This window comes from Desulfotruncus arcticus DSM 17038 (genome assembly GCF_900113335.1).
In the GTDB taxonomy this organism is placed as follows: Bacteria; Bacillota; Desulfotomaculia; order Desulfotomaculales; family Desulfallaceae; genus Desulfotruncus; species Desulfotruncus arcticus.
This window is the reverse complement of sequence record NZ_FOOX01000025.1, coordinates 46,711-60,384: the sequence shown is the minus strand read 5'-3', so window position 1 is coordinate 60,384 and position 13,674 is coordinate 46,711. Positions and strand designations below refer to the sequence as shown.

Genomic DNA, 13,674 nt, shown 5'->3' with positions numbered 1-13,674 from the left:
TATCCTGTGAAGGTAAACATGCCGCCCATTTGATTCAAAGAGTATTATGGAAACGTAAATTGATCTCAGCACCAGTAAAGCCAACAATAAGGACCGATAACGGTCCGCAGTTTATAAGCCATATTTTTGAAGAAACCTGTGAAGAATATGGCGTAGAACATGAGCGTATTCCGCCTAAGACACCAAATAAGAATGCTCATATTGAATCATTTCACGCTAATTTGGAAAGGGATTGTTTGAGTAGGCATGAGTTTACCAGTTATCAGCATGCTTATCAAACAGTTAGTGATTATATGCAATTTTACAACCAGCGCCGCCTACATAGCAGTTTATATGACTTATCACCTTTACAGTTTATTGAACAATTGGCAGCCGGCAAGGTGAAACCATTTATTGTTAAGGTTTAATAAAGTCATGTTTTTGGTGAGTCCCTGAAGGTACCCCAGGTTTTAGCACCAGGCGCCTTTGGGTAGCCTTGACAGCCCCATTAAGAGGGCTGTGGTATAATATTAAGCCCGATGGGACGGTTAAGCCTTGCATGTTTTCGGAGCCGCCCATCGGTAGCTAACACACACTACAGCCCTTAGGGCTGTCACGGCCGCCGTCCATCATGGAAAGTTTAAACCCCGGCACTATTTTATGTAATTCTATGAAAACAAGAGATTATGGGATATAGACTCTAATAATAGGGGGTTCCTCCGAAACCATCTGTCATCTGTTTGGTGAGACGTATATCTGAGTAACCATTTCTGTCATAGTAATTATCAAATCTCTTGAGATATTTTTCTTGCAAATTAAATTTAAATTCCGTTATCCGCTTCTCTTTTAAATAGGCTACTAGCATATCGGAAATCTCACTATGCCATTGATAGGTGTCTTTCATGGCTGGGACACCTCCTCTGGATCAAGGGCACATTTCCTTAATCCTTCTATATCTATTTTAAGATAAATACTGGTCGTATTGATGTTTTGGTGACCCAGCGTCTCGGAATGACTGGCAGGGGAGCCTTTGCTTCAAGCATGTTTCTGGCGAGTGTATTTCTTAATGAATGCATGCCGCAATGAACACCTGATGGTATGTCAATCCCGGCCGCTACCATGTAACTGTGCAGTTCTTTATAAAAACTTTCGTTTTCACCAAACGCATCAAACGGTGCACGGTGCCGGACGAATAACCTGTCACATACAGTCTGCGGACGGCCGTTCTTCAGATAATCAATGACTGCCCAACCTATATCATCCAGAAGTGGAAGCTCTAGTGGCTGTCTGGTTTTCTGCATAATGATTGTGATTGTTTTTCGGTTCCAGTTCAAGCTGGACAACTTCATTCTTCGTATATCACTGACCCTCACGCCAAACCGCACAATCATCAGCAGTATGGCATAATCCCGTTTCCCTTTTGGTGCCCCTCTGTCAATGGCGGCAAGCAGTTTTTTTACATCTTCAGTCTTCCATGAATGTGGTATGAAGGCATTCCGTAGGATTCTTACATGTGGCAACGACGAGGCAAGGTCTGCTTCTATAAAACCCGTTTCCTTCAGAAAGGTAAAATAATTACGTAATACATACAAGACAGTGGAAACATACTTAGGTTTAGAATTTGCGTAAAGCGCTATAAATTCAGTAATCTGTGAAGCTGCAATCTCTTTAGAGGAAGATATTCCTTTCCTATCCAGATGATAAAGGAGCTTATGCAGTATATTATTGTTACATATAATGGTTGCATCTGCATAGCCTCGTTCCTTGTACTCTTTCTGAAAAAAACGATATTCCTTTTCAAAAGCTGACGGACAGATAAATGGCTGTATATGGGAACGAATGAAAAAAGTCAGGTCTCCGTTTTTAAGATAAAACAGTAAGTTCTGAACTGGCTTCATGACCCGGTTCGTTTTGGGGTCAAAGTGTCCCCAGAATCCATTCATTCTAGCGCCTGTTTTTTCTTTAACAAAAGTCATTGCAACTTCTTCATTTAATTCAGTAAAGTGGTTTCTCTCTAAGAATTTCAGAAGGGTGTTAAGGACGCCTTGTTGGTTTTTGATAGTAGTAATAGCATACTCTCTTTCTGCCATTATTCTCAGGACAGCATCGACTGCATCCCTAATGGGTTGTAAATCATCCATAATACCGCATACTCATCCTTTCTTTTTTAGATAGGATAAGTATGCGGTATTATGGTGAGTGTTCCAAGGTGAAAGTACTTATAAACAAATGGGAAATATGGCTTACTCCCCATAATACTTGACTCCACATAATGCCGCTAATGGGGAGCGCCCCATTAGCGGCACACATTTGGCAAAATGCTTGTGGACAGCGGGGAAAGTCTGGACCGGGTGGCTGCCTTGATGGGACACAGCAATCTCAATACAACGGCCAGGTATACCAGGCCATCAGTTCAGGATCTGGAGCAAGCGGTGGAAAAGTTGGCGTGGGAGTAAATTATTCGATGTTGCATGGTAGCTAAATTATGTGAAGGAGGATTTAAGCATGAAAGGGCTTACTCCCGCAATTAAATATTTTAAGGATGCTATCAAAGAGAGTGATGAAATCAGCGCAGAGTGCAGCGAATCTCTGAAAACTGAATTAACCAAGCAAAAAGGGTATTTTATAATAGCTGTTGCTGCGATGGAAAAGCAAACTCCTAATCCTGTTATCCCCAATAAAAGAATTGCCGAGCTCTGTAAATGCCCTATATGTAAAACAGAGCTATGCAGGGATGACAATGACTTAAATTATTGTCCAACATGTGGTCAAGCATTAGAGCTTTCGTAGTACAACCAGGAAGCTAAATTATGTGTAATAGCAAAATCATAAATAAAAGCCCCCGGCTATAACTAAGCCGGAGGTTAAACCTTAGTTCCTAAGTATTTGCGTTTAGTACCCATTGGGATTGTTTAAAAGTTTCCGTTATCTGTTCTTCTGGTGAAAGGTATGGCTTATACCAACCTTTCTTAATAGCCAGTCCAGTCATCCCTTCGTGAGCAAGAATACACTGAGTTAAAAAATCACTGTATATTCTTCTCACTTCAGGAGTTGCAGATTCCAGCGTTGCACCAAGATAAGCCATAGACGCACCTTTTAAACCGGCCAAAGTATCATTGGCAATGATTTGGTCGTTTATCTTAAAATCGTCATCATTGCCAAGCATATTTTGTAATATGTTTGCCATTAGTGCACCTCCGTTGCAACAATATCATTTTCACTTATAAACTTTTGCAGATTTTTTATTCTGGCCTCACTGGCCTGAATTCCAGATTTGGCCAAGGTTAGCATCTCATCATCTTGAATTAATGATTGTGTTGCTTTTGCTTTAGCAACGGAATTTGATTCCATCTGTAACAATTCGCGAAGCTGAAGCATTTCGGCAGTTGCAATACGGCTCATTAAAATACCTCCCTAATTCTGAAATATGTTTAGTATTCTTCCTTTTTTTAAATAAAAAATTCAATTTTATATCTATCATTGTGTTTGAAATCGGAATGTGCATATAACAACCAAGAAGCTAAAGAATGTAAAGGCGGAAAAAACATGCTTAAGCACATGAAACCGGGCCGGGAATACTTTTTAATCAATATTGACGAGCCCTACGCGCTGGAAATCTACGAGGTTTTGAAACGCGGTCAGATGGCAAAGAATGAGTGGCCCGAAGGTGACATCTCCTTTGATTACAATCGTCCGATAATTGCTCGTTGTGATGGTCAACTTTATATGGCTGAAAAAACTTGGATTGTTGACCATTTTACTCTGATTCCAGTTACTACGTATTCCAACCATGAAACGCAACAGTTAGATATTTCAAAGGAGTGTTGTTTTATGGATTTAAGTAAATTAACACTATTGAGCAATTAAACATGCCGGGCAGCTGCCCGGTTTTTGTTTTATTAAGGGGCCTCCAAGAGCCTTTATAAAAACAAAGGAGTTGGTTAAATGCAAAAAAATCCAGGTGTTGCAGCAGTATTAAGTTTCCTCATCTGCGGTCTCGGCCAAATATATAACGGCCAGATAGGAAAAGGGTTACTGCTGTTTGGCGGAGCAATAATAAGCGGTTTTTTAACAACAATCCTTATCGGTTTTATCTTGCTTCCGGCTATTTGGCTATACGGTATTTACGACGCCTATAAAACAGCCAATAGCATAAACAAACAAGCAAAGCGGGTGGACTAGGATGAAAATGGGTCCGGTAATGATAGTCCTTGTAACAGTATTTATATTTTTATCACTAACATCAACCATTCCGGGCTACTGCGTACAATCTGGAGAACTACAACTTGCAGCGGATATTCCGGCCATAGATACCGGTATACCCACAGTCACGCCGGAGCAGGCAGTAGATAAAGTTAAGAGAATTGTGATAAGTATTCATAATTCAGCTGTTGAGATATCGCCATATCTAACGCTGCTAATAATAGTAATCGGTGGCATACTTGGTATCCTAATAAAATCGGCACGTGCTGCGATTTTATGGGCGATTATTGCTATGTTGCTAATTCTTTGGGCTCCGGAAATTATAGGGCTTGTTGAATTTTTAAAAACGGTATAATGGGGAGGTAATTAAAATGGTAAGTAAAAACTTAATAATAACGTTATTTTGTGTAATGATATTCAGTTATTTTCTTTACCCGGGTATTTCGCTAGCGGCTGAAAACCCGGATATTACAGCCGGTCTTGATCAGGTTGACGCCAAAAGTCTGGCTGATAAGTTTATTTTAATCGCGGTGGGTGTCGGGGCATTATCAGGAGCTGTGGCTGCGGGTATGCTGATTTACTTGGGCTTCAAATTAAAAACTGGGAACGAGAGATCCCGTTCTGATACCAAAGAACACATTATGTACGTATTTATCGGTTTAGGCGTTACCGGCCTGGCAGTTATGATTGTAGGCTTTGCTGCCTTCCTGATTAAAGGAGCGTCGGTATAATGAAGTATTACCCGGTTCCTTTTTCGGCCCGAGAAGAAACACCGTTCATATTCGGTTTATACGTCAGAGAAATGCTCTGGATTGGTGCCGGTATCATAGTCGGTCTGGTTATAGCTCTAATAATCTTTGTGCCCATAGGCGCTAAACTGCAGTACTTGATACTTTGCCTACCGGTAATGATTCCATTTGTGGGACTATCTTTTTACCTTGCCCGGAAAAGGGTAAAGGAAGATGATCGATATGAAACACTAGACAGGCATTTAATAAAAAAACTTAAGTACAAGTACAGACCGCACACATATTTAAACTTTAGACGGGAGGATTAAATAATTGCTTATTGCTGTTGTTGTAATATTTATCATTTTTGTAATGATAGCAGCTCTGGTTATGCTGCTGTTTTTAAATCGCGCACCTACCGGACCAGAAAGTAAAAATAACCCCGTTACTATAAAAACCAATAAAAAACAGTCAATTCCGACCGGAAGGCATATTGATGAACTCTTTGAAGTTGAATTTGTGCACCCCGGTATCTTTTATGTGGACGGTAAATACATGGGGCTTGCCCGCATTGGAGGCACCAATTTTTCGGTACTCTCGGATGGCGAGCAGGATACCAGGGAAGAAGCACTTATCGGTATCCAGAACCAAATTAAATATCCAGTGCAGTACATAACCAGCACTGTAGTGACGGACACCGATGCTATTGCCAGAGAAATTCGGTCGACAAACACAAATTTTAATAACGAATTACAGGTAAGATATAACAACCTATATGCAGCGGAGCTGGAGGAAATGAAAAGAAACCGTCAGGCTATGACACAGGTATCCTGGTTGGTTATCTCGGACGACGGTACAGAAGAGGATAATCCTGTGGAACGTATTAAGGAGAAGATGGCATTATTACATGAATCTTTTCGTTCCAGAGTTGGAATTATATTAACTCCGCTTGAATTAACTGAGGAAGTTGTGGACGCAATTCAACAGATGATTCTCCCTGAAAAGCTTTCCAGACCCTCGGACATGATAGCCCTTGGCGGTCTTGCACCGGTAAAGTTTAATATAAGGGAAATAGAGAAAATTGATATCGAAGTGGCTTAAAAATGCCCGGGTTAACACCCGGGTATTTTTAATGGAGGTGATTACTATCAAATTTATCTTGTTTAAAAAAGATAAAAAAGACAAAGAGGATATTGCCCCGGCACGGGTCCCGACATTATCTCAGCTTTTCGCGCCGGATCGGGTTAAGGAGTATGAGGATCATATCAGGATAGACGACATGTACTGCCGGTTGCTGGTGGTGGAAATACTACCGGAGTTGCTATGTTTCGGCTGGTTCAACGCCGTAACTTCTATGGCTGGAGTAACTGTTTCTGTGACTCTGTATCCGTATACCCAAAAAGAGGCCAATAATCAGGTTGCCAGAAACATGACCGTAGTCGGCTCTGACTTACATCTAGCCAGGAAACGCGGCGAGACTACCGAAATAGGTAAACTGGAAACCAAGTACGCATTCTATTATCAGTTATTAACCGACATCAATTTGCGCAGAAACAACCTCGTGGCTGCTACTGTAACCGTACAGGTCACGGCACCCACATATGAACAGATGGTTCACAAGTGTAATCAGGTTAAAGATATACTTGGCGCTACCGGCGTGATAACCATGTACGACCGCCAGTTGGAAGGGTTTACTAATACCCTCCCTTTTTTACGGGCCGACCTAAAGGAAGTGCACGATGTAACAGTAGCTAACGCGGCGTGTCTTTCACCACTGCTTTCCAGCGACTTTACTCACCCTTCAGGTATATACTTTGGTAAAAATGAGACGGGCAGTCCGGCATTACTAGACCTTTTTATAGGTCCTCCAAGGCTTTTCGGTATGCACATGTTTATCACTGGTGCCACCAGAACCGGAAAGAGTTACACGGTCAAAGGTATCACCTCAAGGTCTATGGCCCATGGTATTTCAGTGGTAATCATAGATCCCGAGGGAGAGTACCGGAAATTGGTTAAATCCCTGGGCGGGGTATTGGTTAAATTCAAGCCAAACATGGAACCCATGTTCAATATATTTGATATTGAGCCGGACGAAGATGAAGAAACAGGCAGGCGGTATGTAGATATTGCCGGTAAATCAGAGGATATATGTCAACTAATTTCCTCCATCATAGAGGCCCAGACTGGAGAAAAGATAACCGCCGAGGAAAGAGCATTGGCGGGGAAAGCTGTCCGGGATGAGTATCTTTCCAAGGAAATTACTGAGGACGAGGAAAGCATCTATCTTCCCGGAGGCAGGGTGGTGGAGGAAGGCGTCTATGTAGGCCAATCATATAAGGAAATGCCCACCATAACAAGTTATGTGAAACGCCTGGGAAATATGGGTGCCACGCGCTTAGCCAACATAATGCAGCCTTTTTGCAGGGGCGGTGGTATGGGTTTCTTCGATGGTCAAAGCATCGGCTCGTTCTATGATAACAATCTTGTAGTTTTCGACGTATCCAGCCTAAAAACTGAGTTTCAGCGTACGTATGCCATGTACGTAATGCTGTCTTGGGTATGGGAAAAGTTTGTGAAGAAATCCAAGAAACGCAAGATGGTAGTGGTTGACGAAGCCTGGCTCATGATGCGCCATAAAGACACCGCAAAATTTTTGTCCGATCTGACGCGGCGTGGGGCTAAATACAACACATCAACTATGGTCGCATCCCAAAGTTTCAGGGAGTTTACCACGGAGGAAGGTCAGGTGCTAATGGCGCAGTGTGATACAAAGTTTTTCCTTAAGATGCAGCACAACGATGCCCGGGAACTTGGTGAGATATTTAAACTGCCCCAGGGCGTAATAAACAGAATTGAAACCTTTCAACCCGGTCAGGGCATTTTAAGGGCCGGCCTTGAAAGCGCGATTGTTAGTTTTAAAGGTTTTCACTTCGAGGAATACTTCTTAAAATCTGACCCCGAAGCAGTTCTGGCGAGGTAACGATTATGCATCCTTCGATATTTACGGATGGCCAGTGGTCGATCATAATATTCTGGTACGTGGTCCTTACCTCTGTCGGCGGGGGCTTTCTTCTTGTTAGTATTGTTAAATCAGGGTACAGTTATATGAATTCGGCGCTTAACCCCGGTGTCAGGGCCTCGTTTATAGAGGATGTACAGCGTGCTGTTTTAACAATGGTACTTATCGTTCTTGCGCCTGTTTTTATATCCCTATTATCTGATATAAACGATGGTTTTGTGTGGTTATTCGGCCAGTTGCTTAATCATTTTGCGGACAAGCCGGAAATTGAAGAAACTCTGATGGACCAGGCTGTGGGCATGTTTGAAAATATCATAGCTGCCCCGTTCAACTCAATTATTAATATGTTCAATAAGATATTCGGTCTTAAAAGCCTGGATGAACTGATATTTAATGGCCAGACTAATATATTTGGCAGTTCACTGCTATCCAGCGTAGATACGGGCAACCCTATAGCAAACGTTACCATAAACGGTTCGATGGTAGGTTTCGACGTTTACTTCAACGCTGTATATACCATCCGCCGCTGGGTTATCACAGCTAACCTGGTGGCAACGCCGATCATTGCATGGGCTTGGGCCATAACCGCTAACCGCCAGGTGCTGGAAATATGGGTGGGTGAAATTATCCAAACTATATTCATGCAGACAACGCATGCACTTTCACTGGGGATATTTATGAGCGTGGCTACCGGCACAGGAAAATCGCTTGGTGGAGTAATTGATACTGAATGGTTTTCAAGTGGATTTATACAAATCGGTGTATTCCTCGCAGGTTTCGCCGGGTCTATTTGTGTAGCTGTTATGATAATCATGGGTATTAGAATTATCACGGCACGGGCGGAAAAGGATAGAGCGGAGGCAAAAGAGGGGTTAATTAAGGCATTAATCGGTCTGGGTATCCTGGGGCTTTGTGTTGCTATAGCGTCTTTTTTGGCTATCCTTCTGTCCGGCTCATGGGGGGTAGGTTAATGGAAAAGATAACGGTATGGGAAGTATTTTTTATGTTATTAACGGTTATCCCGGTAAGTAAAATGCTAAGCTCTATATTCATGAATCTTGTGGCCCGGGTTGGGACCGTTGATGAAGACAGATGGGCTATGATCGGGCTCGGTGCAATTGGGGCTACCTTTGGTTTAATGAAAAAAGGCGGTATGCTTGGCGGTCTTACAGGTGGTGCTTTCGGGGGAGGCAACAACATGCCACCACCGACAGGTGGAGTTGGTATAACTCCGCCAAACCCACCGGTACCTCCGGTAGGGCCGGGCCTGTCCAATTTTAATGCAAATTCACCCGGCATGTCAGGCCAAACCACAAATATGTCCGGTTTTAATGAATCAGGTTATAACACTTTCACAACCGATACAACCGGTCAAAATAACAACGGTAATGGCATGCAAGGACAGTTATTCAATCAGGTTGGCGGTGGGGTATCTAATCAGGCAACTGCGGCGGGTGTTTCACCAAAGGAAGGTATTAGCAACAGTGCACAGCCATTCGAGCAGGGTGGTGCTGCGACACCACCGCCGATGGGTCAGCGTAACCTGAACGATATTATCAATATTTCCGGTAAGGCGGGAAACAAAGCCGCTGGCAATGCAGCTAAATTTGGGGCTGCCTCATCATTCGCCGTGCCCGAGGCGGCTCCGGCGGTAGCCGGCATATACGCCGCCACCGGTAAAGCAATGGGAGGGGTTACCTCAACAGCCTATAACCTGGCCGGTGAAATCAGGGCACGTAAAGCAAACGGCCAGGGATTTTTGCAGTCGATGCGTGATATCACAGGCTCACAAAACAATGTGGCTGCCACCACACAGGTAGCCATGGCGCTGGCCATGTCACCCATGGGTAGCAGGGCCGCGTCAATGGGGGCGTCGATGACTGGAAGGGCAATGACTCCGAACATTAACGGAATAAAGAAAAATAATTAGTTAACTCAGAACTCCGGCACTGAATAGCCGGAGTTCTGTTTTTTTAGGGGTGAGACAGTGAACGCAGACAGGATTGAAAAAGAAACCATGCAAGGGGCAAAAAAAATCGCGCATTTATTTAAACGTCTTCTTTTTAAAGCTATAAAACCGTTTTTGCCTTATTTAATTATTGTTATCCTCATTTTTATGATCCTTGCTATGTTGGTAGCTTCAGTATACTCGGCCATGCCGGAGGCCGGCGCACTTGGCGGGGTAAACCCTTCGGATGAGGATAAAAAGGTAAAACAGGAGTATGAGGCATTGTGTGATCGATATAACCTTGAGGACGCCTGGTTGATTAATGATGCCCCTTGTGAACCAGGAGGTGAAAAGTACGAAGCAAGTCCGGATGACTCTTTTTACCCGGGCCAGGGGATAAGAAAATTTACCGTTCTGCCTGATCCTTACGGCTCCGACAAAGCGCTGGCTCTTAAATGGGGCCAGGTGCATGCAGCAGCCCTCTACAGGGCTTATAACTTCGGTCAAGAGGAAATAACCCATAAAGAAGAGATTACCAAAGGGTTGCACCCATACTTTTATTATAAGCAATCTTATGTTTACACAGACGGAAACAGCGAAACTGAAAAAAGTATACAATACCTCCTGGTAGAGGCCTTCACCATTGAGGGACATTATCAGTTTCACTACAAATGGGTGACAGAAACACATGGCAGCGGTGAAAACAAGGTGACAATAACAAAGGAGGAACTCAAAGATACCCATCAATTGTTACCCAATAAGTGGCAGCGTCTGGAGGACTGGCTGGTAAATGAATATAAACTAAATAAGGTCGATGATGTACCGCTGGCACGTACAGCGGTATGGGAGGCTGGTCAGGGATTTAACGAGGGAAAAGAGTGGCTGCGCTGGCTAATTAAAAATAAAGACATTGGTGATTTTGTTTCTATCGCAATGATACCGCCTGAATTAATCCCATATTTTAAAGAAGCCGAAGAAAGATTCGGGATACCGTGGTGGTTCCTGGCTGCAGTGGCATTCAAGGAAAGCTCCTTTAACCCCCGGGCGGAAAACACCGGCACACATTGTTACGGCTTAATGCAACTCACACCTTCAAACTGGAACCACTACTCAGTATTATTGGGATTTGACCCGATAGTAGACAGGGAAAATCCGCGAGCGCAAATATTATGTGGAGCTTATATGTTAAGGGAACTTGGGCTAAAAAACATCGATTGGGACGGTGAGTGGAAGGAACAAACACTAGCCGTCTTAACGTTTTACGGCGGCTTTAGGGGTAGCGACGCTACAGAAAGATGCAGGGAGGAATACGCAACTCCCATCTGGGAATACGCGGATAACTTCCGGTTTATGGATTCCGCTATTTGGCCTGTCCCGGGCTACTATGAAATATCCTCACCGTTCGGGCCAAGGTTGCACTCAATCTTAAATACGTGGAGGGATCACGATGGGATTGATATTCCCGCCCCAATGGGACAAACAGTTGTATCTGTATCTTCAGGAGTGGTAACGCACACAGGTAATATGTCAGACTATGGTCTAACAGTAGTTATACAGGACGGCAGGCATAGATATCTTTACGCGCACCTATCGAAAATCTCCGTGGCCGACTCGCAATCCGTAGAACCCAGTATGAAAATTGGTGAAGTAGGTAGTACTGGCCTATCGGATGGACCACACTTACACCTGGGTATATGGGATCTGGCAAAAGAAGGTTGGATAGACCCCATGTTGGTGCTGCGGGGGAAGGAGGAAAATTGATTGAAAGTACTTGTGGCCACCGGCATAGAAAAGTTAGACGAGCACCTTTTAAGATTAATGCCGGAAAATGATATAGAAGCTTATGGTCAATGTTTTCATCGCAGTGTTTTACACAAGGTGATAAATGAATCCGGTATAGATACGTTGGTAATATCACCTGCTTTAAGCGGTGAAAATGATCTAATAGCCCTTATCCGGTCAGTCAGGGAAAAGGGAATTAGGGTTATAGTTTTACCTGGCTCCCCTTTTTTACCCCAAACACTTGAACTGGTTAAAGCTTTGGTACCCTATGGAATTTATGACTTTGTGTACGATAAAGTTAGCCCGAAAGATGTTATTGACAGGCTAAAAAATCCCGGTAATTTAGGCGATGTTGCAAAGTCTTTCGCCGAGATGTCCATAGATTTACAGGGTATGAACAGTGATAATCTAAATTCTGAACATAATAAAAAACCTGCCCAGATTGTTGAAGAAGACAACGTATCAACTGAAGATGTTGATAATGATATTTATTCAGTTCAAAATGACACTGGTGACGGTACCGATATTAGACAAAATAACAATAAAAATAAACAATCAGCAATAGCAAAGCAAGTCGGAAATATAACAGGAATGCTTTCCAGCTTAAAAAAAATATCGGATAATAAAAAACTACCGGTAATAGAAGAAGTGCCGGTACCGATTCAGAACGGTAATACAAAGTCTAACGGCAAACCTGTATCTAGAAAAAGAACAGGAACAATAACCTTATCCCTGGCAATCAACAGCGAGGATCTGCATAAGTGGTTTACTACCACATTCTCACGATTAGTTAATATTAAGATAATCGAATCAATAAGTCATGACGAAATAAAACAACATATCTATGATAATAAACCGGACATCCTTATTCTAATGCGAAACGGACCCATGGGCGGTATTCCCGAGTCTGAGCAACTTGCAGAATGGTCCGTTAAAGAAGTACCGGCGGTTTTATATATTGCTGGTGAACTTGACGATGAGGGTAAAAGGATTGTGAAACAAGTTGAATCATCAGGAGTAAGGCACATCCTTACCTGTCAGGAAGGCGGATTTATTTCCGGAGAGGAACTTGTTTTTCATGTCCATAACATTGTAAAAGAACTTAACGAGACGGATATTAATGCACAAAATAACGATAAAGATACAGACCAAGATAAAAAAGATGTCATAGATAACCTTAGCGTATTTAAAAAAGGTGTAAGCAGGTTAGGCGGCATCTTAAAGACAAGTTCCCAAGAGGAAGATAATAACGATCAACTAAAGATCAAACACAAAAAGAAACACAAGGGTAAGGCAAATTTAAGAGAAGGTATTTCATTAGACGATAGCAACGTAGACAAAGAGGACGATGCAGTTGAAATTAGTCATTCGAACGCAATAATACCAGGAGGTTTATTTGCTGTTGTATCACCCTGGCGACCGGGCCTGGCCGGTCGCCTATGCGCTCAAGCGGTAAAGATGTTGGCAGACATTAATGATTCAATAGTTGCATATATCGGAGCGTCAAGCTTAAGCACAGGTTCAATGTGGCTTGATATATCAGATGAAGAACTTATTATGTCCGACTGGAGGGTGCCCGGCTCGCAAGCACCGGTGGAAAAGGACAATATAGAAATTTATGCCGTAGACCCGGTGAAAAATTTAAAAAGTAATTATGATGAAGAACTATGGGCACTGGTCAAGTCTGTTCGTAAAAAAGCAACTTATACGGTTATAGATTTTGCAGATGACATAAATTCTGCCCAAAAAGCTGCCTTTCATGGATGGTCAGTATTATTGGTAATCGTGCCCGGTGGTGACCCGGTTGAAACCAAAACTACTATACACTGGCTAAAAGCCTTACAAGAAGGTAAGAAAAACGTAATTACAGGCATTGATTTAAGGGGAGCTCCACCGGCCATACCCGAAGGAATTAAGCCTAAAGTAACGATTCGCAATAACCCCGCTGACGCCCTGGTTATGTCATTAAAGATAACCGATAAAGCTGAATTACATTGGATTAAATGAAAAGGAGT

17 protein-coding genes and 1 pseudogene are annotated in these 13,674 nt (G+C 42.9%); 14 read left to right on the top strand and 4 right to left on the bottom strand.

Annotation, left to right across the window (positions count from 1 at the left end):
• The coding region (locus BM056_RS23840; RefSeq protein ID WP_131820838.1) for an integrase core domain-containing protein at positions 1-407 on the top strand (407 nt) is incomplete at its 5' end.
• 272 nt (positions 408-679) lie between these two features.
• Here BM056_RS23840 and BM056_RS23835 read toward each other — a convergent pair.
• Both BM056_RS23835 and BM056_RS23830 read right to left on the bottom strand, forming a co-directional pair.
• On the bottom strand, positions 680-883 hold the full coding sequence (locus BM056_RS23835; RefSeq protein ID WP_092475505.1) for a hypothetical protein: 204 nt from the start codon (positions 881-883) through the stop codon (positions 680-682).
• 52 nt (positions 884-935) lie between these two features.
• On the bottom strand, positions 936-2,120 hold the full coding sequence (locus BM056_RS23830) for a tyrosine-type recombinase/integrase (protein ID WP_238456644.1): 1,185 nt from the start codon (positions 2,118-2,120) through the stop codon (positions 936-938).
• Between the two features lie 171 nt (positions 2,121-2,291).
• On the opposite strand from BM056_RS23830, the pseudogene BM056_RS23825 reads away from it, so the two are divergent.
• Together BM056_RS23825 and BM056_RS23820 are read left to right on the top strand one after the other, a co-directional pair.
• Positions 2,292-2,435: pseudogene (locus BM056_RS23825) on the top strand (tyrosine-type recombinase/integrase); the annotation flags it as partial.
• Between the two features lie 49 nt (positions 2,436-2,484).
• The gene (locus BM056_RS23820; RefSeq protein ID WP_092475503.1) at positions 2,485-2,769 is read left to right on the top strand and encodes a hypothetical protein; all 285 of its coding nucleotides are present in this window, start codon (positions 2,485-2,487) and stop codon (positions 2,767-2,769) included.
• An 88-nt stretch (positions 2,770-2,857) separates the two neighbouring features.
• Here BM056_RS23820 and BM056_RS23815 read toward each other — a convergent pair whose 3' ends face one another.
• Together BM056_RS23815 and BM056_RS23810 are read right to left on the bottom strand one after the other, a co-directional pair.
• A complete protein-coding gene (locus BM056_RS23815; RefSeq protein WP_092475501.1) occupies positions 2,858-3,166 on the bottom strand; it encodes a spore coat protein in 309 nt (102 codons plus the stop codon).
• Positions 3,166-3,381, bottom strand: coding sequence for a hypothetical protein (locus BM056_RS23810; RefSeq protein ID WP_092475498.1), 216 nt, complete (start codon positions 3,379-3,381; stop codon positions 3,166-3,168). Before BM056_RS23810 ends, BM056_RS23815 begins: the two co-directional genes overlap by 1 nt.
• Before the next feature lie 144 nt (positions 3,382-3,525).
• Here BM056_RS23810 and BM056_RS23805 point away from each other — a divergent pair, with 144 nt between their 5' ends.
• From BM056_RS23805 to BM056_RS23755, 11 genes are all read left to right on the top strand, one after another.
• Positions 3,526-3,846 (top strand): hypothetical protein, encoded by a 321-nt coding sequence (locus BM056_RS23805; protein WP_092475487.1) that lies wholly within the window; start codon positions 3,526-3,528, stop codon positions 3,844-3,846.
• 78 nt (positions 3,847-3,924) lie between these two features.
• Complete coding sequence (locus BM056_RS23800) at positions 3,925-4,161, top strand: DUF5683 domain-containing protein (RefSeq protein ID WP_092475480.1); 237 nt, start codon at positions 3,925-3,927, stop codon at positions 4,159-4,161.
• A 1-nt stretch (position 4,162) separates the two neighbouring features.
• A complete protein-coding gene (locus BM056_RS23795; protein WP_092475478.1) occupies positions 4,163-4,537 on the top strand; it encodes a hypothetical protein in 375 nt (124 codons plus the stop codon).
• 16 nt (positions 4,538-4,553) lie between these two features.
• A complete protein-coding gene (locus tag BM056_RS23790; RefSeq protein WP_092475476.1) occupies positions 4,554-4,913 on the top strand; it encodes a hypothetical protein in 360 nt (119 codons plus the stop codon).
• Entirely contained in the window at positions 4,913-5,239 is a 327-nt protein-coding gene (locus BM056_RS23785; protein ID WP_092475469.1) for a PrgI family mobile element protein, read from the top strand. The genes BM056_RS23790 and BM056_RS23785 overlap by 1 nt, the downstream gene beginning before the upstream one ends.
• A 4-nt stretch (positions 5,240-5,243) precedes the next feature.
• Positions 5,244-6,011, top strand: coding sequence for a hypothetical protein (locus BM056_RS23780; RefSeq protein ID WP_092475467.1), 768 nt, complete (start codon positions 5,244-5,246; stop codon positions 6,009-6,011).
• 58 nt (positions 6,012-6,069) lie between these two features.
• Positions 6,070-7,890 (top strand): VirB4 family type IV secretion system protein, encoded by a 1,821-nt coding sequence (locus BM056_RS23775; protein ID WP_238456642.1) that lies wholly within the window; start codon positions 6,070-6,072, stop codon positions 7,888-7,890.
• 5 nt (positions 7,891-7,895) lie between these two features.
• Positions 7,896-8,900 carry a pilin gene (locus BM056_RS23770; RefSeq protein WP_092475465.1) on the top strand — a complete coding sequence of 335 codons (1,005 nt, stop codon included), beginning with the start codon at positions 7,896-7,898 and terminating at the stop codon, positions 8,898-8,900.
• Positions 8,900-9,859 (top strand): hypothetical protein, encoded by a 960-nt coding sequence (locus BM056_RS23765; RefSeq protein WP_092475457.1) that lies wholly within the window; start codon positions 8,900-8,902, stop codon positions 9,857-9,859. Before BM056_RS23770 ends, BM056_RS23765 begins: the two co-directional genes overlap by 1 nt.
• Positions 9,860-9,916: 57 nt before the next feature.
• Positions 9,917-11,638: a peptidoglycan DD-metalloendopeptidase family protein gene (locus tag BM056_RS23760; protein WP_092475454.1), complete on the top strand. Its 1,722-nt coding sequence runs from the start codon at positions 9,917-9,919 to the stop codon at positions 11,636-11,638.
• Positions 11,639-13,666, top strand: coding sequence for a hypothetical protein (locus BM056_RS23755; RefSeq protein ID WP_092475451.1), 2,028 nt, complete (start codon positions 11,639-11,641; stop codon positions 13,664-13,666). It begins immediately after the preceding gene.
• Positions 13,667-13,674: the final 8 nt, after the last annotated feature.